Annotated in this window: 8 protein-coding genes; 4 read left to right on the top strand and 4 right to left on the bottom strand. The window is 65.6% G+C overall.

The features are described 5' to 3' along the window. The first annotated feature begins 97 nt into the window (after window positions 1-97). Window positions 98-1,024, top strand: coding sequence for a patatin-like phospholipase family protein (locus tag OIE68_RS22545; protein WP_327101761.1), 927 nt, complete (start codon window positions 98-100; stop codon window positions 1,022-1,024). Window positions 1,025-1,052: 28 nt separating this feature from the next. Further along, a complete protein-coding gene (locus tag OIE68_RS22540) occupies window positions 1,053-2,444 on the top strand; it encodes an acyl-CoA desaturase (RefSeq protein ID WP_327101321.1) in 1,392 nt (463 codons plus the stop codon). Here the strand turns inward: OIE68_RS22540 and nrdF are convergent. Continuing rightward, the gene (gene nrdF / locus OIE68_RS22535; protein ID WP_327101320.1) at window positions 2,393-3,355 is read right to left on the bottom strand and encodes a class 1b ribonucleoside-diphosphate reductase subunit beta; all 963 of its coding nucleotides are present in this window, start codon (window positions 3,353-3,355) and stop codon (window positions 2,393-2,395) included. The two genes, OIE68_RS22540 and nrdF, sit on opposite strands and share 52 nt — an antisense overlap. 438 nt (window positions 3,356-3,793) lie before the next feature. On the opposite strand from nrdF, the gene OIE68_RS22530 reads away from it, so the two are divergent. Beyond that, window positions 3,794-5,929 carry an MMPL family transporter gene (locus tag OIE68_RS22530; RefSeq protein WP_327101319.1) on the top strand — a complete coding sequence of 712 codons (2,136 nt, stop codon included), beginning with the start codon at window positions 3,794-3,796 and terminating at the stop codon, window positions 5,927-5,929. 65 nt (window positions 5,930-5,994) lie between these two features. Continuing rightward, on the top strand, window positions 5,995-6,177 hold the full coding sequence (locus OIE68_RS22525; protein ID WP_419150784.1) for a DUF7144 family membrane protein: 183 nt from the start codon (window positions 5,995-5,997) through the stop codon (window positions 6,175-6,177). A gap of 57 nt (window positions 6,178-6,234) precedes the next feature. Here OIE68_RS22525 and OIE68_RS22520 read toward each other — a convergent pair whose 3' ends face one another. From OIE68_RS22520 to OIE68_RS22510, 3 genes are all read right to left on the bottom strand, one after another. Beyond that, a complete protein-coding gene (locus tag OIE68_RS22520; protein ID WP_419150732.1) occupies window positions 6,235-7,200 on the bottom strand; it encodes a dioxygenase in 966 nt (321 codons plus the stop codon). Between the two features lie 201 nt (window positions 7,201-7,401). Beyond that, window positions 7,402-7,593, bottom strand: a complete 192-nt coding sequence (locus OIE68_RS22515; protein WP_327101317.1) for a hypothetical protein — start codon at window positions 7,591-7,593, stop codon at window positions 7,402-7,404. A 27-nt stretch (window positions 7,594-7,620) separates the two neighbouring features. Then, window positions 7,621-20,931 (bottom strand): non-ribosomal peptide synthetase, encoded by a 13,311-nt coding sequence (locus tag OIE68_RS22510; RefSeq protein ID WP_327101316.1) that lies wholly within the window; start codon window positions 20,929-20,931, stop codon window positions 7,621-7,623. Window positions 20,932-21,102: the final 171 nt, after the last annotated feature.

The following is a 21,102-nucleotide window of genomic DNA, read 5'->3' as shown; positions in this document are numbered from 1 at the left end:
TCCAAACTGATTCGATTTCGAGAAGGATAGTCTGTTGATTGAGGAACTGGTGCCGGTTCGCATTCTGGCCGGTGTCGCCGGACGCAGCCTCGCTCTTATGGCGGGGATGGTCAGTGGCACCGTGGATAGTTTGAATTCCAGGCGGGCGAAAATACTGGCGGATCGTGGTGTCACAGGGGCGACACCTATTCAGCCAGTCGTACTGGGTGTCAGCGGAGGGGCTGTCGGTGCCGCCGCCGCGGCTTTGGGAATGAGTCGCACGCGGCTGCGTCAGATCGCCGTCGATCATCCGGCAAGCGAAGTAGTCGGCAACCGAAGCTTTCACGCGATGTTGACCAAACGCACGCTCTACCCCGATGCTCGCCTACGCGAACTCGCACATGCGGTTGTCGGCGATCGGACCTTCGCTGATTTCGTGCTCGAACCGAACCTGGCTCGGCGGCAGCCGTCGGGGATCGCTTCCTCGTTGATCATTCCGGTCTACTCGGGTGAGCACGGCACGTTATTCCTTCCCCAGGATTTGCCGAAGCTGGGCTTGACCGATATGCCCGTCGCCGATGCGCTGGTCGCGGCGACACGGATACCGGGGGCCTTTCCTGCCGCCACCGCGCTCGATCACATCTTCGATGGCGGAACACACCATCGTGTCCCGTATGAGGTGTTCGAGTCTCATCCCGCGCTCGTTCTCGACCTCTACGGCCCTGAGCCGCACTACAGCCGCGGCGGGCTACTTCTTCCATTGGCCCATTCGTCACTGCCGATGATCCCTCGCCGCACACGACCTTTCCGTGACAAAAACCTTTGCGCACGAACCATTTTCGCCGAACTGCCATATGGGTCGGCGCTGCGGTCCCCGACGCGTTCACCGGAGGAGCTCTTCGACCACGGTTACGACATCGCGGCAACGTGGATCGACACCCGCACCACCGACCAACTCCTTGCCGTCGTCGATCCAGATGTACTCGGTGAGCCGATGCCGGTGTCACCGGCCGACGATGCCGTGGCGCTCGGGGCACGGCAATAACGCGAACGCTCCATTAGAAAGGATGCCCGTGGCGATCACGGACATAAAGACATTTTCCCATCTGAACGAAGAAGATATCGATTCCCTCTGCACGAAACTGGACGCGATTCGTCGAGACATCGAATTGTCACGAGGTGAACGCGATGCCAATTATATTCTGCGTGCGATCAGAGCACAGCGGATGCTGGAGTTGGGCGGGCGATTGACGTTGTTCGCGAGTCGACGGCGACCGGCATGGCTGGTGGGCACGGCGATGTTGGCTCTCGCGAAGATCATCGAAATGATGGAACTCGGACACAATATCAGCCACGGTCAGTGGGATTGGATGAACGATCCGGAGATTCATTCCAAGTCGTGGGAGTGGGATTTCGTCGGTCCGTCGGCGCATTGGAAGCGGTCGCACAACCACTTCCATCACACATACACCAATGTCGTCGGCATGGACGAGGATCTGAGCTTCGTCGTCATGCGAATGACTCGTGACGAACCGTGGCGTCCGGTTCACCTGTTTCAACCGGTGTCGAGTCTTGTTGTCGCGGCGCTTTTCGAGTGGGCGATCTCGGTGCACGACTGGGCGCTGGAACGCCGGTTCACGCACACATCGCGCCGACGGTTGTTATCGAAGCCGAACCGGGAGTTCGCACGAAAGATCGCCCGTCAACTCGGCAAAGACTTCATCTTCTATCCGGCACTGACAGGTCCAGCGTTCAAACAAACGCTCGGTGCCAATGCCAGCGCGCTGCTGCTGCGGAACGTATGGTCGTTCATCGTCATCATGTGCGGGCACTTCCCCGACGGTGCGGAGAAGTTCACTATCGAGGCGTTCGACAACGAAACCCGTGGTGAGTGGTATCTCCGGCAACTACTCGGCACTGCCAACTTTGAGGCGGGGCCGGTGCTGGCGTTCATGTCAGGAAATCTCAGCCATCAGATCGAGCATCATCTGTTTCCCGACCTGCCGAGTAACCGCTATGCCGAGATCGCGGTGCGGGTACGTGCGCTGTGTGACGAATACGACCTGCCCTACACCAGTGGTTCGCTGACCAAACAATTTTTGCAGGCATTGCGGACGGTCCACAAACTTGCGCTGCCCGATGGGTTGTTGCGTCGCACCGTTGACGACGCGCCCGAGACCAGATCCGAACTCGAATTCATGGGCGTATCGAGCCAGTATGCGACATCTGATCGGCTTCCGGCCGACCCGGTCACCGGCAAGCGCCGCGGCCTTCGCGGGCGACGTGGGACGCTGAAGTCCGATGTTGCTCAGGTCCTACAGATTCTGCGGGAGCAAGGGCGACAAGTAGTTCAGGATCCACGAAACCCGGCTCGAGCGGCTGGCCGGGCCGGGCTTCGTGGTAGCAGCTCGTGTCAGAACTCCCAGTCTTCGTCTTCGGTATTGACGGCCTTACCGATGACGTAACTGGAGCCGGAGCCGGAGAAGAAATCGTGGTTCTCGTCGGCATTCGGGGACAGGGCCGAGAGGATGGCCGGGTTGACTTCGGTTTCGTCCTTGGGGAACAGGCCTTCGTAGCCGAGGTTCATCAGTGCTTTGTTGGCGTTGTAGCGCAGGAACTTCTTGACGTCCTCGGTGAGGCCTACCTCGTCGTAGAGATCCTGGGTGTATTCGACCTCGTTGTCGTAGAGCTCGAAGAGCAGCTCGAAGGTGTAGTTCTTGAGGTCGTCGCGTTCGGCCTGGCCGAGCAGTTCCAGACCCTTCTGGTACTTGTAACCGATGTAGTAGCCGTGCACCGCCTCGTCGCGGATGATCAAGCGGATCAGGTCGGCGGTGTTGGTGAGCTTGGCCCGCGAGGACCAGTACATCGGCAGGTAGAAGCCGGAGTAGAACAGGAAGCTCTCCAGCAGGGTGGAGGCCACCTTGCGCTTGAGCGGATCGTCGCCGCGGTAGTACTCCAGCACGATCTCGGCCTTGCGCTGCAAGTTCCGGTTTTCCTCCGACCAGCGGAACGCGTCATCGATCTCGCGGGTGGAGCACAGCGTGGAGAAGATCGAGCTGTAGCTCTTCGCGTGCACCGACTCCATGAACGCGATATTGGTGAGCACCGCCTCCTCGTGCGGCGTCACGGCGTCCGGGATCAGACTCACCGCGCCGACTGTGCCCTGGATCGTGTCCAGCAGCGTCAGGCCGGTGAAGACCCGCATGGTCAGTTGCTTCTCGTCGGCGGTGAGGGTGTTCCAGGACGGAATGTCGTTGGACACCGGCACCTTTTCGGGCAGCCAGAAGTTGCCGGTCAGGCGATCCCAGACCTCGGCATCCTTCTCGTCGGGCACCCGATTCCAGTTGATGGCCGACACCCGATCGATCAGTTTCATCCTGCCTCCACACCCTTCCCGAGCACGCTGCCGTCACGGAATTGCTACGCCCTGAACACTACTCCTTGGGGGTGACAAGTCCGTGCAGCACAAGACCTTGTGTCGCAGCGGCGTCTTTCGCAATGGCGCAGATGCGCCGGTGACCACCGCGTGCGGCACCCATTGTGCGGCACGCGCCGCGAAATCCGTGCATCGATACCGACGTCGTCACCGCGGTCGCCTGCGGTTTGCGGACCGGCGGGTCGCGGGCCCGACGCACTGGGGACACGTGGTTCTGATGTCGGCACCGAGATTGCTGCGATCGCTCGGTGGCAACCGATGGGGCTCCGAGCCTGGTCGGCCGCGCCGAAGTGGGCGCAGCATCACATTTTCACTCGCGGATGGCGAAGCCCGGCAGTAGCATCGGTCCGACTGTGTGGCGGCTACCGAGGGGGTTCGATGTCCGCACCGACCGATCCGGATATGTCCGATCTGCTCGGCCGACTCTCGCGCGTGCCGAGTGGCCGCCGGAGCAAATGGGTGGTAGTCGGCGTATGGATCATCGCCCTGCTGGCACTCGGTGGCTTCGCCGGAAACCTCACCGGCGCACAGAAGAACGACAATGTCACCTGGCTGCCGGACAGTGCCGAATCCACCCAGGCATTCAAGCGGGCCGAGAAATTCGGCAATAGCGACGATGTTCCGGTTGTACTGGTGTACGAGCGCCGCGACGGGATCACCGCGGCCGATCGGCTGACGGTCGGCGCCGATGCCAACCGGTTCCGGCAGGTCGAGCATGTGGTGCCCGATAAGATGCTCGGCCCGATCCAGTCCGGCGATGGTCAGGCGTTGGAAATCCTGGTGCCGATCTCGATGGGATCCGAGGGCTGGAACCGCCTGACGGATGTGGTCGGTGCGATCAATGACGCGGCGGGGGAGCGACCCGACGGATTGTCCTTCTATGCCACCGGACCGGCCGGGTACGCGGCCGAATTCGGCGAGGTGTTCAAGGGGATCGACGGTCTGCTGCTGTACTCGGCTGCCGCGGTCGTCATCGTCATTCTGCTGCTCACGTACGGTCCGATGCTGTGGGCGTTCCCGCTGATCACCGTCGGTTTCGCGCTGGTTATATCGCAGGCCGCGGTATTCGGCGCGACCAAGGTGGGGCTGACCGTCAACGCACAGAGCCAGGCCATCCTCACCGTCCTGGTCTTCGGCGCGGGCACCGACTATGCGCTGCTGCTGGTTGCGCGCTATCGCGAGGAACTGCGCCGCCATCCCGATAAACATGAGGCGATGGCGGTCGCACTGCATCGCGCCGGGCCTGCGGTGCTGGCCAGCGGATGCACCGTGATCGTATCGATGTTGGCGCTGCTGGTTGCGGAAATGAACTCGACCAAGGGCATCGGGCCGGTCTGCGCCATCGGAATCACGGTGGCACTGCTGGCCATGTTGACGCTGCTGCCCGCGCTGCTGGTGATCGTCGGCCGGTGGATCTTCTGGCCGCGGCATCCGAATTTCGGCACCGTCAACGAGACCGAATCCGGCATCTGGGCGCGCGTCGGATTCGCGATTGCCCGGCGGCCGCGCACCGTCTGGATCGGCACCACGCTGGCACTCGGTGCACTCGCACTCGGTGTCAGTGGGCTGGAGGCCGAGGGCATCGCGAATAAGGACGCCTTCGTCGGCTCATCCGCCGCCGTCACCGGAACCGAGGTGCTGGAACGGCATTTCGAGGCGGGCACCGGTCAGCCGGTTATGGTCGTCGCCTCGTCCGCGCGCGTCGATGCGGTCGCGACCGCCTTCGGCTCGACACCCGGAATTACCGCGCCGTCACGACCGATCGTCAAGGATGATCTGGCCTATCTCGAGGGCACGCTCACGGATCCGCCGGACAGTCGGGCCGCCGAGGCCACCATCGACCGGGTGCGTGCGGCCGTGCACGCGGTGGATCCGCAGGCCAGGGTCGGCGGCCAGACCGCCGTCGTGCTAGACATCAAACGCGCTGTGGCACATGACAATCGGGTCATCGTGCCGGTGGTGCTCGCCATTGTGATGGCGATCCTGATGATGCTGCTGCGCGCGGTGGCCGCGCCGATTCTGCTCACGGCGACCGTGGTGCTGTCCTATTTCGCCGCGCTCGGGCTGAGCCGCTGGATCTTCGATCTGGCCGGTTTCAAGGGCGCCGACGCCGGACTGCCGCTGCTGACCTTCGTCTTCCTGGTGGCGCTCGGTATCGACTACAACATCTTCCTGATGTCGCGGGTGCGCGAGGAGGCGATCAAGCATCGCACCAAGGCGGGCGCACTCATCGGCTTGGCCGCAACGGGCGGCGTGATCACTTCGGCCGGACTGGTTCTGGCAGGCACATTCGCGGTCTTCGCGACGATGCCGGTGGTGACCTTCGCGGAAATGGGCATTGTCATCGCCATCGGCGTGCTGCTCGACACCGTGATCGTGCGTTCGATCCTGGTCACCGCCCTGACGCTGGATATCGGTGACCGGATCTGGTGGCCCAGTGCGCTGGCCCGGCCACGCCCGGTGGTGGATCGCGAACCCCCGGGCCGGGCAGAAGAGATCAGTCTCAGTAATTGAATCCATGCCCCGCCTGAAGGGCGGGGCATCCGCGCCACGTCTCCGGTGACCCGCCGTCGCGCGGCATTATCACCGGACGGACCTGGGATTATCTCGCGGGCATCGTGACGGCCTCGATCAGCCTGCTGGACAACTGCCTGTTCGCGCCGATGTACCCGTTCTGGTCGTTGGTGATGGTCGCACTCGACGTGCTGGTGATCTGGGCGCTGGCGCGGCAGATCGGCGCTGAAAGCGGAGTCGCGCGATAGGTTTCGCGTTATCGGCCCCCGGCCCGTCGAGTACGGGTCGGGGGCCGAGTTGTCTGCCTACCTGGTGCGCGGCGGCGGTCCGCCCTGCCCGCCGGGACCGCCCGGGCCACCTTGTCCGCCGGGACTCCCCTGTCCCGGTGGCGTGCCGCCATTGCCGGACTGGGTGTTCTGCGATTTCTCGGCGACGCCGACGGTGATCGAGACGGTCATACCCGAACTCGGAGTGCCGGTGACCGTGGCCATTTCGGCATCCCAGCCATCGCCGAAGACATTGTCCGAGGCGAGTGAGATCCGAGAAAGGTTGCTGATGCTCTGCGCGTATCCGGAGTCCGCGGCGAACACGGTGCTGCAGACGTCCTGCGGCAGTGCGATCTGTGAGGTGAGGCGGGCGTTCTCGCCCGCGACGGCGGTGCTGAGCGAGTCGTAGACCTCGAAATGGATATGCGGCCAGCGACCGGAGTAGCAGGCGGGGAAGATCGAGGTGAAGCTCACCTCGCCATTGGCATCCGCGACCTGGACGCCGCGCAGATAGTTCTGGTCGGTAATGCTCTTGCCGTAGAGCGAGTATTCACCGGAACGGTCGCAATGCCAGACGTAGACGGCCATGCCGGTGCCCGCGGCGCCGCTCTTGGCCAAGTCCTGCAGCTTCAATCGTAGTGTCACTGGAACACCCTGTGCGACACCGGAATACGCGCCGAAGCTGGTGGTGATATCGGATCGGACGACACCGGATTCGATGAGCACATTGGGTCCGTTGGAGCCGTCGCCCGGGTACGGGCCCGCGGTCTCCTGCGGTGCGGCGGTGACCGTCCCGGTGCTGGTGGTCGTGGTGCCGGCGGCGGTGGTGGAGGAAGTGGCGCTGGTGGTCGTCGCCGATGCGCAGCCGGCCGCCACCGTCGCCGCCCCGGCTGCGCCGAAGAAGGCCAGGGCCCGGCGGCGTGACATCACCTTCATATCGTGGGCGAGTCCGAGATCGTGCTCGTGTACGTCGCCGTCGTGGCGGTGCGCGGGCTGTGCGCTCACTGCGTTGTCCTTCCGTCGTCGCGGTCAGCTGTCGACCGTGACGCTATGGACGCAGGCTAGGCGGTATGTGGGCCCAGGCTGGGAACCAGCTGTGAGCGAGCGCCCGCAGATCCTGGGTCGCGCCGACGGCGAATCCCGCGGTCGGATGCGCAACCAGCGCGGCGTGTGCGGTGGGCGCCAATTCATCGTCGAGACTGTGGATCAGTGGGCAATGGCCCGGCCGAGGGCCACATTGCGGGTGATGGCCGTACCTTCGTGGGAACCGTTGACCGCGAGGCTGATTCGCGGATCGTCTGCGGCGCCGCACTCGCCGAGGGCGGCGAGTACCGACGCCGGTGATTCGTCGTCGACCTGGATCAGCCAACGCCAGTCCTGGTGGGTCTGCGAGCACACCGTGCTGGTGGGAATAGGTGATTCGGGTCATGTGCCGAGTTCCGGGGGCGGCGCTGCCGCGAGGTGTTCATCGAGTACCGGCGCGATGATCGAGAGTGCGTGTGGCGAGGTCAGGTCGTTGTGGGCGAGGTCGATATCGTGGTTGACGACCCGGCCGGAGGCGTAGGGCCGCCAACCGTCCGGTCCGACCATATCGGAGCTGTCCACGGTGGCGCTGAAATAGAGCAGGTCGCCCTGGTAGACCGGGCGGTGGTAGCCGGTGCGGGTGCGCGCGGCCGCGTTGTAGGAAGCCGCCATTCGCTCGATGATCTCGGGGTCGATGAGTTCCATACCGAGCCGGGCCTCGATGAGTTCGGCGGCCTCCTGGGCGGTAGCCTCGGCGGGGACATCGTCGATGCCGAAGATCGCGCCGAAGGTATTGACGAATGCGCCCGCGGAAAGCTGTTCGATGGTGTCGCTGTCGATGTCGGCATGGTCGGTGTCCAGAAGTGCTACGACGCCGACGGTTTCGCCCGCGGCCTGCAGTTTCGCCGCCATGGCGTGTGCGATGAGGCCACCGAAGGACCAGCCGAGCAGGTGGTACGGCCCGGTCGGCTGAACGGCGCGGATTTCGCGGATGTACCGGTCGGCGGACTCCTCGACGGAGCGCGCCGCCGGTTCGCGACCGCTGAGTTCCGGGGCCTGTAGACCGTAGATCGGGCGGCCGGGCCGCAGTCGTTCCGCGAATCCCAAGTAGCTCCAGGACATTCCGGACGACGAGTGAATGCAGAACAGTGCGGGTTCGGTCCCGCCGAGCCGGATGGGCAGCAGCACATCGAGACCGAGTCCGCCTGGTGCGGCGGCGGTTTTGCGTGCCGCAACCTGTGCGGCGATCGTCGCGGCCTCATCGTCGGCAGCGCGTTGGGCTGCGGGCGTATGCACGAAATGAGCTGTCGCACTGAGAATCTCGGACCAAAGGCGGGACAACTCGGCAATCTTGGAGCGGTCCACGAGTGCTTCCGGGAAGCGAAGATTCGCGTGCAACCGATCGTCCATGACGACTGTGCTGACCTCTATCGCGGACGCGACCGGGAGTTCGGGATGCTCATCGGCGTGCAGATCGCCGAATTCATCGGTGGGGGACCAGCCGAGCCCTTCGAGTCCGGCGGGAATGTCGAGATCCGAGTGCCGACCGCGGTATTCGAAGCTGATCCGGCCCGGAAGTCGAGACGGAGGTTGTTCTGCCGCAGCGGGATTGAGGTAGCGCAGCATCCCATATCCGATGCCATGGTCCGGCACCGCGAGCAGTTGGTGTTTGATCGCACGGATCGCCGCACCCATCGCCGCACCGCCCGCGCAGGCGTCATCGATATCGATCGCGGACAGATCCAGCCGCGCAGGGTAGATACTCGTGAACCAGCCGAGTGTCCGATTCAGATTCGCACCCGGGATCACATCCCGCCTGCCATCGCCCGCCAAGCGCAGCAGTGCCGTCGACTCGTCCACATTCCGCCACCGCACCAGCGCCAATGTCAGCGTGGTGAGCAGGGCATCGGTGACCGCGCCCTGGAACAGTTCCGGCAGTGTGGTGAGCAGCGCGGTGGTGACCTCCTCGGATACCTCGAATTCGACCGTGCGCAGTGTGTGCGCCTGATCGATCGCCGGATCGAGCTCTCGGGAGCCGATCAGCGGATCGGGACCGGCGATCATGTCCTGCCAGTACTCGAGTTCGGCACTCCGCCGTTCGGTCCGCGCTTCCTCGACGAGGGCATGCGACCACCGACGCATCGACGTACCGACGTCGGCGAGAACAGGTGTGTTCCCGACCGAAACCTGCGCCCACGCGGCGATCGAGTCCGCCACCAGAATTCGCCACGACGCACTGTCGACGGCGAGTCGGTGTGCCACCACGATCAGGCGGCCGGATCGCGTCCTGGCTCCGGCATCGCCGATCGGGTCCAGCCAGACAGCTTGCAGCACAACGCCATTCGCCAGGGAGAGCCGGCTCGCCGCGGAATCCAGCTCGGTGGCCGCGTATTCGCGCAGATCGAGCGCGTCGGCGGCGGCATCGTATTCGATGCGGTGCACCAGCGCGTCGACATCGACCGAGCCGGGCTCGTCGACCCGCCACTGCCAACCGTCCTCGGTCCGCCAGAGCCGCGAGCGCAGTATGTCGTGCCGATCGACCACCGCGGCGAGTGTCGCGACGAGTTGCGCACGCTCGACGCCGACCGGAAGTTCCAACACCACGGACTGCACGCAGCGGTCGATATCGCCGCCACGCTCGACCAGCTCGTGCACGCTCGGGGTGAGCGGCAACTCGCCGATCCCGCCGCCGGGCAGTTCGTCGAGCGTCACCACCGGCCCCGCTACCACCGCGGCCAATGCGGCAACCGTGCGATGTTCGAAGACCTGCAGCGGCGTGCACTGGATGCCGTGCATTTTCGCGCGGGAGACAAGTTTGATCGCCATGATGCTGTCGCCGCCGAGCGCGAAGAACGAATCGTCGACGCCGACCTTGTCGCGGTCGAGCAGCTCAGCGTAGATCTGCGCCAGGATTTGCTCGGTGGGAGTCGTCGGAGCGCGGTACTCGGTCTGTTCGACGACGAATTCCGGTTCCGGCAATGCTTTTCGGTCGAGTTTGCCCACGGCATTGAGCGGGATGGCGTCCATGACCACGAATGCGGCGGGCACCATATACGCGGGCAAGGTATCGGCGGCGAAGGCGCGCACGCGGGCGATATCGAGTTCGACACCGGGCTTGCGCACGAGATAAGCCGCAAGCGCCGTGGATCCGGTCGGGCCGGGTACGCCGAGGGTGACCGCGAAGTCGACCCCGTCCGCGCGACCGAGAACCGCGTCGATTTCACCCAGCTCGATGCGCTGACCGCGCACCTTGACCTGGAAGTCGGTGCGGCCGATGTACTCCAGCTCCAACCCGGCCGCGCGAGTCCAGCGCACCAGGTCACCGGTGCGGTACATGAGTTCACCGGGACCGCCGAAGGGGTTCGCGATGAAGCGCGCGGCGGTCAGACTCGGCCGGGCGTGATAGCAGCGGGCCAGTGCGGAGCCCGCGAGATACAGCTCGCCCGCGACACCGACTGGCACCGGACGCAGCCGATCATCCAGGACCAGTACGGCAGCACCGCGAATGGGCGCACCGATGGTGACCGGTGTGCCCGCGACGAGCGACGTGGAACCCGTTGTCCAGATGGTGAATTCGGTCGGACCGTACAGATTCAGCATGCTCCGGCCGGAACACCAGCGTTCGGCCAATTCGGCGCCGACCGCCTCGCCCGCCACCGCGAGCATCCGTACACCCGACACCTCGGCGGGATCGATGGTGGCCAGTGCCGATGGTGTGATCACCATATGCGTGACCTGTTCGGCGGCAATCAATTCGGCGAGTGCGCTACCGCCGAAGACCTCTGGCGGCGCCACCACCGATGCGCCGCCGGAGCCGAAGGCCATCAGCGCCTCGAAGATCGATGCATCGAAACTCGGTGAGGCGACCTGCAATACCCGGGAACTCTCGTCGACGCCGAGCGATTCCCGTTGTGCCACAATGAGATCAGCGATACCGCGATGGGAGACGGAGACGCCCTTGGGTGTTCCGGTCGAACCCGAGGTGTAGATCATCCAGGCGGGGTTGTCCAGACGGATCGACTCCGACGGCAACGCTGCGTCACTTGCCGCCCGTTGGCGACCGATGAACTCGGCATCGTCGAGCACCAGCCATTCGGTGCTGTCGGGCAGCAGTTGCCGATAGGCGGCGAGGGTGAGGCCGACCCGAGCACCGGAATCGGTGAGCATGTGATCGATCCGGTCCACCGGATGTTTCGGATCGACCGGCAGGAAGGCGGCACCGGCCTTCGCGGCCGCCCACATGCCGATCAACAGTTCGGCGGACCGGGGGAGACCCAGCGCTACGACGGTTTCCGTGCCGATGCCCGCCTCGAGCAGGAGCCGGGCCAACTGGTTCGACATCGCGTCGAGTTCACGGTAGGTCGTCGTGCGGCCGTCAGCGACCAAAGCCGGGCGGTCCGGATGGGACGCGGCGGATGCGGTGAGCGCCGCGGTGAGCGTCGTGGTCCCGGCGGTCTCGGCACCGCGTACCGGAACCAGCTCGGTGCGTTCGGATTCGGCGAGGATATCGATATCGGCCAGGCGGATATCGATATCCGCAACGATCGCGGCGAGCACGCGGCGCCATCGATCGGCGAAGGTCGCCACCGTGGCTTCGTCGAAAAGATCCGTCGCGTAGGTCAGTACACCCTCGATGCCGTCCGGACCGTCGGCGGTGAAACGTTCGCGCAGGTCGAGTGTGAGATCGAATTGCGAGGCGCCGCGATCGAAATCCTCTACCTCGAACCGCAATCCGGGCAGTTCCAGGACCGGTTCCACGAAGTTCTGCAGTGACAGCGACACCTGGAATAACGGATGGTGTGCGGTCGATCTGGTCGGGTTGAGTACCTGGACGAGCCGTTCGAACGGCACATCGGTATTGCTGAAGGCATCCAGATCCGCGGCCCGCACGCTCGCGAGGAACTGCCGGAATCCGGTTCCCGGATCGACCGGCGTGCGCAGGGCGAGCGTATTGACGAACATGCCGACGAGTTCGTCGAGCGCCGCTTCGCCACGGCCCGCGACCGGCGTGCCGATCACGACATCGTCGGTCCCGCCGAGCCGTGCCAGCAGCGCCGCGAGAGCGGCGTGCACGACCATGAATACGCTGACATTGTTCGTGGCCGCGAATTCGATTATGGCGCCGTGCAATTGCGAGTCCAGCGTGAAATCGACGTCGGCGCTGCGCATCGACTGCACTGCCGGGCGCGGGCGATCGGCGGGCAGCTCCAACACATCCGGGGCACCGGCGAGGATATCGGACCAATACCGGATCTGCCGTGCCGCAAGCGATTCCGGATCCGACTCGCTACCGAGCAACTCCCGATGCCACAGCGCGAAATCGGCGTACTGCACGCCGAGCGGTACGCGGGTCGTGTCGGCACCGCTGGTCCGCTCCGAATATGCAGCGACCAGATCGGCCGCCATTGGCGCCATCGAGGCGCCGTCGGCGCTGATGTGATGGACCACGAGCACGACGACATGCACCGAGGGCGGTTCGATCACAACCGGCGCCACGGCTACGAGGGGACTCGACGACACCGGCGGAACATCCATCGAAGCGTGCGACGACACCGGCGGAATGCCCGCGCCGGCGCCGGAGGACACCGGCACCGAGCCCTTGCCGTTCGCACCGGTGCCGTCGCCGATCCGGAAGATGCCGACCCGCAGCGGCGGCTCCGTAGTGATATCGAATCCGGTGCCCGCCAAGGCATTGATCCGATGACGCAGGGCCGCAGTATCTCCGGCGTCGATCACGGTCAACTCCGGCGCGGCGGCCGCCGTACCGATCACCACCTGACGGGGTCCCTCCGCATCGGCGGGGTAGATGGTGCGCAGACTCTCGTGCCGCTCGACCACATCGGCGAGCGCATGTTGCATCGCCGCCACATCGAGGTTTCCGGTGAGCCGCAAGGCGACCGCGATGTTGTACGCGGGCGAGGCCGGATCCATCCGATTGAGTACCCACATGCGCTGCTGGGCCGGGGACAACGGAATTCGGTCCGGACGGATGCGCGGTGCGAGCGCGAACCGGCCCGGCTTGCCGTCGGTGGCCGGGATGACCCGCGCGGACAGTTGGGCGACGGTCGGCGCGTCGAACAGATCGCGCAGCGCGATGGTCGAGCCGAGGGACGAATTGATCCGGGCGACAACCTTGGTCGCACTGAGTGAATTGCCGCCGAGTTCGAAGAACGACTGATCGGCGCTGACCTGCTCGCTGCCGAGCACCTCGCCGAATACCGCGGCGACCGCCTGTTCGACCGGTGTCCGCGGCGCGAGATACGGCCGGTCGGTGGCCGAGAAGTCCGGCACCGGAAGAGCTTTGCGATCCAGTTTGCCGACCGGGGTCAGCGGAATGTCCTCGAGCACGACCAGGTATCCGGGCACCATATAGCTGGGCAGTTCGGCCGCCACCCGCTCCCGCAGGCGCTCGGGATCGAGTTCGGTGCCCGGGGTCGGCAGGACATACGAGACCAGCACGGTCGCGCCCGCCGGTCCGGTGAGGCCGATGGTCACCGCGTATTCGACCTGTTCGTCGCGTGAGAGCACGGCATCGATTTCGCCGAGTTCGATGCGCAGACCACGGATCTTGACCTGGAAGTCGCTGCGGCCCAAGTACTCCAGTTCGAGCGCGTCGTCGGCTCCGAGGACCCATCGGACCATATCGCCGGTTCGATACATTCTTTCCCCGGCCGCGCCATACGGATTCGCGATGAAGCGCGCCGCGGTCATCGCGAACCGATTGAAGTAACCACGTGCCAGCGCCGGACCGGCCAGGTACAGCTCACCCGCGATACCCACCGGAACCGGTCGCAGCCAGGTATCGAGCACCAGACTCGACGCGCCGCGGATCGGGCCGCCGATGGTGACCAGTTTCCCCGGCAGCAGTTCGGCGGGGTTGGTCGCACAGACGCTGAATTCGGTGGGGCCGTATAGATTCACCATCCGCCGCCCGACCGCCCACCGGTCGATCAGTTCGGGTGCGCCGGCCTCGCCCCCGATCCCGAGCACCCGCAGGTCGGGTAGATCGGCCGGTTCCATGGTGGCCAGCGCCGATGGCGTGACCGCGGCGTGGGTGATCCGTTCGGTACGCAGCAGATGTTCGAGATCGCTGCCGCCGTAGACATCCGGTGGCGCTACCACCAAGCGGCCACCCGTCGAATGCGCCATCAGCAGCTCCATGACCGATGCGTCGAAACTCGGCGAAGCGACCTGTAGCGAACTGGTAGAGGGACCGAGTTCGAGGGCCTCTTGTTGTGCGGTGGCCATATTCGCCAGGCCACGATGGCTGACCAGGACCGCCTTGGGCTTACCGGTGGAGCCCGAGGTGTAGATCAGGTAGGCGGTCTGGTCGATATTGATGGGGCCGCCGCGCTCTTCGTCGGTGATGGGCGCGTCGGAGACGAGCATGACCCGTCGAATCGTGTTCAGGTCGTCGAGCAGCAGCCAATCGATGGTGCCGGGCAGTGTCTCACCGGTCGCCGTGACGGTCACTCCGATCGGCGCCTTCGAATCGGTGAGCATGTGCTCGATCCGCTCCACCGGATAGCTCGGATCCAGCGGTAGGAAGGCCGCACCGGACTTGGCGAGCGCCCAGACGGCCACCACGGATTCCAGTGATCGGGTTAGTGCGAGTATGACGAAGATCTCCCGACCGACACCGCGGCCGAGCAGTACCCGGGCGAAGCGGTTGGACCAGGCGTCGAGTTCGCCATAGCTCATGCTGAGATCGCCCGCGGTGATCGCGATGGCATCGGGATCGATGCGCGCGCCCGCCGACAGGATGTCCGGAAGTGTCTGCGGTGGAACCGATTCCGCGCCGCGCACCGGCAGCAGGGTGGCCAGTTCGGCGTCGTCGCAGTATTGCAGTTGGGAGACGAGGGCATTCGGGTTGTCGGCGAGTTGGGTCAGTAGCCGGACGAAACGATCCAGCAGTGGTTGTGCCGCCGTGAGATCGAGCTGGTCGGCCATGAATTTCAGGTTGATGCGCAGTGTGTCGTGCCCGTCTTCGCCGTGCACCGGAATGACCATGAGGCCCAACGGGTAGGGCGTCGCGTCGGTGCCCTCGACATCGAGCACCCGCATACCCGCGATATCGAGCGCCTGCGACAGCGCCTCCCGGTCGATCGGATATGACTCGAATACGGTGAGCGTGTCGAAGAGTTCGGCGAGGCCGACGGCCCGGTGGATGGCGGCCAGCCCCACATGCTGGTGGTCCAGCAGGCGCGCCTGCTCGGCCTGGATGCGGGTCAGCAGGTCGGCGACCTTCTCCGCGGGATCGAGCTGGACCCGTACCGGGAGTGTATTGATGAACAGCCCGACCATCTCTTCGACACCGGGCAGTTCCGGTGGCCTACCGGATACGGTGCCGCCGAACACCACATCCGTGCGCCCGGTCGACATGGCGAGCAGCATTGCCCATGCGGCCTGCACCACCGTATTCACCGTTGCGCCGGATTCGCGTGCGGTGGTCTCCAGCCGCTCGAGCGTGGCGCGAGTCAGGTCGTGAGTGATCATTCCGGCCTCGGTCGTTTCGATCCCGGCCAGCGACGGGACCGCGCGCGTCGGCGTATCCACGCCGGCCAGCGATTGCGTCCAGGCCGCGAGCGAGGCCTCGTTGTCCTGCTCATCGAGCCAGGTCAGGAACTCCCGGTACGAGTGCGCGGGCGGCAATGCGGAGGTGTCACCCCTGGTGACGTAGAGCGTCAGCAGCTCGCGCACCAGCAGTGGCGTAGACCAGCCGTCCAGCACCAGATGGTGATTGGTCATGACCAGCCGATAGATATCGGCCCCGGTGCGGATGAGGGTGAAGCGGATCAGCGGTGGGCGGTGGAGTTCGAATCGGGTGCGGGCATCGAGTGCGATGAGGCGGTCGACTTCGCGGTCGCGTTCGTCGGCGTCTGTGATATCGGTGAGATCGATATCGTGCCAGCGGATTTCGCCGCCGGCGAGAACGAGCTGGCGCGGCCCGTCGTCGGTTTCGGCGAAGGCGACGCGCAGGTTCTCGTGCCGTTCCAGCAAGGCCTGTGCCGCACTGCGCAAGCGGGCGGCGTCGACGGTGCCCGCCAGGGTGAGCAGTGATTGGACGGTGTAGTCGTCGGCGGTATCGGTGTCGTAGAGCGCATGGAAGAGCAGACCGAACTGCAGCGGCGAAAGCGGCCAGACGTCGACGAGATTCGGGTAGGTGCGTTCCCAGCTCTCGATCTGCTGTTGTGGCACCGCGACGAGTTCGAAGTCCGACGGGGTGCGTCCGCCCGCGTCCGGCGAGCCGGCGTGCGCCGCGAGCGCGCCCAGCGCCTGCGACCACAGCTCGGCGAGCTGACCGACATCCGCCTCGTCGAGCAGCCGCGAGGCGTAGGCCCAGGTGACCTCCAAGCCGACATCGGTGAGCACGGCATTGATATCGACGACCGCGGCCAGTGGCGCCGACTCGTTGTGCGTCGCCGCGAAACGCTGTGGCAACCAAGCTCCCGCGTGCCCGCCGGTGAGCGCACGGCCGAGGTAGTTGAAGCTGAGCTGCGGGATCGGCGTATCCGCGAGGGCGGCGGCGGACTCCGGATGCTGATAGCGCAGCATGCCGTAGCCGATGCCCTTATCCGGCACCGCGCGCAGCTGTTCCTTGACCTTCTTGATCGCGGTGCCCGCCGCGCCGCCACCGGCGAACGCGTCGTCGAGATCGATACCGGTCACATCGATGGCCACCGGGTAGATGCTGGTGAACCAGCCTGCCGTGCGGGCGATATCGGCGCCTGGCAGGAGCGTCTCGGAGCGGCCGTGGCCTTCCAGAGTGAGCAGCGTGGTATTGCGATCGCGCCAGCGGCTCACCGCGAGGGCGAGCCCGGTGAGCAGCACATCGTCTGCGCCGCAATGGAATTGGTCGGGCAGAGTGGCCACTACGGTGTTGGCGATATCCGGGTCGACGGTGGTCCGGCATTGGCCCATGGTGGCGACGACGTCGACTGCGGGATCCAGTGCCGCCGAGCCGATGACCGGATCCGGGGTGGCCAGCATCTGTTGCCACAGCGGCAGTTCGGCTACCCGCTCGGGCGCCTGTTCGGCTTGACCGTGTGCCCACCGCCGGAAGGAGGTGCCGACGGGCCCGAGTGCGCCGCCCGTCGCCGCGATCGCCAGGTCCGGCAGCAGGATTCGCCAGGAGACACCGTCGGTCACCAGATGGTGCAGCACCAGCCAGCAAAGAGGATCGGCCCCCGCCCGCTCGATCAGCACGAAGCGCGTGACGACGCCCGCCTCGGGATCCAGCAGATCCGCCGCCTGTTGTAGTTCCCGCTCGTAACTGTCGTCGGAGTCCGCGTCGGTCGCGACTACCTCGATCAAATCATCGGCGGTTATCGAATCACGCTCGGCGACAACCCATTCCCAGCCTTGCTCGGTGTGCCGCAGGGTGGAGCGAAGCACATCGTGATGGTCGATGAGCGCTTGGACCGCGGCGCTGAGCTGGTCGCGGCCGAAAGCCTCCGGGAGACCGATCAAGACAGCCTGACCGAAGCGGTTCCAGGTCGGTCCCTGCTCCACCATGGCGTGCACGATCGGCGTGAGCTCCACGGTGCCGACCCCGCCGCCGGGCAGTTCGGTGACGGTCTGCGCGCGCACGTCGGTCGCGATAGCGGCCAGCGCGGCAACGGTCTTGCGCTCGAACACATCTCGTGCACTGAAGCCGATCCCGGCGGCCTTCGCGCGCGATACCAGCTGGATGGAGACGATACTGTCACCGCCGAGTGCGAAGAAGCTGTCGTCGACACCGACCGTTTCGAGTCCGAGCACATCGGCGAACAAGTCGGCCAGTGCCGCTTCGCGCGGTGTCGACGGCGCCCGGCCCGCAGCGGCTCGGACACTGAAATCCGGTGCGGGCAGGGCCCTGCGGTCCACCTTGCCGAGCGGTGTCAGCGGAATGCTGTCGAGCACCATGATTACCGAGGGGACCATATAGGCCGGAAGCGTCTCACCGGCAGCGGCTTTCAGTGCCTCCGGGTGAATCTCGGTGCCGGGCTTGCCGAGAACGTACGTCACCAGTGCGGTCACTCCGGTGGGAGTCTTCGCGCCGATGGTGAGTGCGAAGTCGACATCGGGCTGCCGTTGCAGCGCGGCATCGATCTCGCCGAGTTCGATGCGGAAACCGCGCACCTTGACCTGGAAGTCGCTGCGGCCCTGGTACTCCAGTTCGTCGTCTGCGGTCCACCGCACGAGATCCCCGGTGCGGTACATCCGCTCACCCGGCGCGTACGGGTTGGCGACGAAACGGCTGGCGGTCAGCCCGTTGCGCTGGTGATAGCCGCGCGCAACGCCCGCGCCGGCCAGATACAGCTCACCGACCGCGCCGCGGGCCACCGGCCGCAACCACGGGTCGAGCACGACAGCCGTGACGCCGAGGACGATGCTGCCGATGGTTACCGGCCCGCCGGGGCGCAATGGCCCGCTCAAGGTCACGGTGACGGTGGTTTCGGTGGGCCCGTACCCGTTCAACAGCGTCCGCCCGGACCAGGTGGTCACCAACTCCGGCGGACACGCGTCACCACCGACGACGATCGTCTGCAGATCCGGCAGCGTCGCCGGGTCCAGCGAGCCCACCACGGTCGGGGTGACATTGAGATGGGTGACCCGGTGCGCGCGCAGAACTTCGGCCATCTCCTCGCCTGCATACGCCGTCGGCGGCACGACGGCGAGCGTCGCACCCGCCGCGAGGGTGACCAGGATCTCCTCGACGGAAATATCGAAACTCGGCGAAACCGCGTGTGCCACTACCGAATCGGCGTTGACACCGAATCCGGCGCCGGAACCGGTGACCAAATTCGCCAGGCCGCGATGCGACACCAGCACACCCTTGGGCAGTCCCGTCGATCCGGAGGTGTAGATGATGTAGGCGATCTGATCCAGGTGTATCGGCCCGCGGCGTTCGGCATCGGTGATCGCCGCCGAATCTTGCGCGCCCACCGCTTCAGCCGTCGCGTCGTCGTCGAGCAGCAGCCAATTCACGCGGTCCGGCAAGGACTTTCGCGCCGGGTGCACGGTCAAGCCCGCGACGACCCCGCTGTCGCCGACCATATGCTCGATCCGGTCGGCGGGATAGGTCGGGTCGATGGGGACGAATGCCGCACCGGACTTCGCCACCGCGAGCGTGGCGAGGACGGACTCGGCCGAACGCGGAATCGAAATCGCGACGGTGCGTTCGGGTCCGGCGCCCGCCGCGATCAGCACGCGGGCCAGGCGGTTGGTGTGCTCGTCGACCTGACGGTAGGTCATGCTGGTATCGCCGCTCCGCAGCGCCACCGCCTCCGGGTCGAGTGCGGCACCGGTCGCGATGATTTCGGGGAGGGTGCGCGGGGCGACCGCCTCGGGTCCACGCGCGGGCACCAGCTGATCCTGTTCCTCCGGGGAGATGACCTGGACGGTACCCAGCGGCGCATCCGGTCCGGCGGCCAGGAACGCGCGCAGGAACATCAAGAAGCGGGCATGATGTGCTGCCAATTCATCGGTGCTGTACAGGTTCCCGTTGCCCTGTAGATCGATGTGGGTGCTCTCGCCGCCGACGCCCGGATACAGGTTGAAAAACACGTCATCGATCAACCCGGATGTCAGCACATGCAGTCGTCCGGTCACCGAGCCGAGCTGAATCCTGGTGTCCACCATCATCAAATTGACTGCCGGACCGAACGACGACGCCTCGTCCATCGACCAGCCGAGATCACGGACGATGTCCTCCTGCCGGTAACGCTGTCTGCGCAGCGCCCCGGTCAGCTCACTCTGCGCCGCCCGGATCACGTCACCGACCGTGGTGGTCGGTGACAACATCAGGCGCATCGGAACGACATTGGCGACCATACCGCCGGAGCGGCGCAGTGCCGCCGTGGTGCGTCCCGAAACCGGCAGGCTCAGCACCACTTCGGGCGCACTGGTCATCGCGGCGAGATAGGCGCCGAAGGCGGCGACGATGGTCGGCGCGGCGTTCGAGCCGGCCGCCTTCGCCACGGTATCGAGCAATTCGGCCGTCGCGGCGGGCAGTGCGCCCGAGACCCGGCTCGGCGGTGCGTCGACATCGGCCTCGCGACCCGCGAGGTTGACCGGGTCGGCCATCCCCGCCAGATGCTCGCGCCAGTACTCACGGTCGGCGTCGAATCGGTCCGAGCCGCGGTAGGCCAGATCGGCGTCGACGATCTTGTGCAGTGGTTCGGCCTTGGCGGGCGGCGCCTCGCTGCCCTCGATGGCGGCGTTGTAGATCTCGCCGGTGCGCTGTACCAGTGCGAGCGCACCCATACCGTCCAGCACGATGTGGTGCATGCGCGAGTACCAGAACCAGTGGTCATCGGCCAGCCGCAGCATGGCCACCGCGACCAATCGGTCTTGCAGCAGATCCAGCGGCGCGGAGTACTCCGCGCGCATCCAGGCATGTGCCGCTGCCTCGGGATCGGGCTTGTCGCGCAGGTCGATGACGGTGAGTTCGTCGACAATGGTGGTGTCGACGAGCTGGTACGGCTGACCCTCGACATCGAGCAGCCGGAGATATCCGGTCCCGAATTCGCGTCCGGTCTGCTTGGCGGCCGCGGCGAGCGCGTCGAGATCGAGTTCGCCGATCAGTTCGACGTACTGTGCGATCGAGATAGGCGTATCGCCCGCGATGTGCTGGGCGAACCAGATGCCGCGCTGGGCTGCCGACAGCGGAAACGCGCTGTCGGGCGGTGCGGTGCCTATTCTTCCGTTCGAGGACGATGGTTGTTGCATCAGCACACCTGCGTTCTGACGTCTGGAGCGGTGGCGTACCGCCGGTCCCGACCGTCGCGTAGTAGCAAGTTCATTTTGGACCGGCGCCGAGCCGACCGAAGGCGTATTGACAACACTGTGTTCGATCGGCGGCGTCCCAGGGGCTTAAGTGGTCGCGCGGCGCTGCCGCGT

The sequence above is a fragment of the Nocardia vinacea genome, from assembly GCF_035920345.1.
Lineage (GTDB): Bacteria > Actinomycetota > Actinomycetes > Mycobacteriales > Mycobacteriaceae > Nocardia > Nocardia vinacea_A.
The sequence above is the reverse complement of the archived record's forward strand: the minus strand, read 5'-3'. Positions and strand labels throughout refer to the sequence as shown.

Coding starts and splice junctions, on each gene's coding strand:
- OIE68_RS22545 (WP_327101761.1), top strand. CDS start 98: ATGGCGGGGATGGTCAGTGGCACCGTGGATAGTTTGAATTCCAGGCGG.
- nrdF (WP_327101320.1), bottom strand. CDS start 3,355: ATGAAACTGATCGATCGGGTGTCGGCCATCAACTGGAATCGGGTGCCC.
- OIE68_RS22530 (WP_327101319.1), top strand. CDS start 3,794: ATGTCCGCACCGACCGATCCGGATATGTCCGATCTGCTCGGCCGACTC.
- OIE68_RS22510 (WP_327101316.1), bottom strand. CDS start 20,931: ATGCAACAACCATCGTCCTCGAACGGAAGAATAGGCACCGCACCGCCC.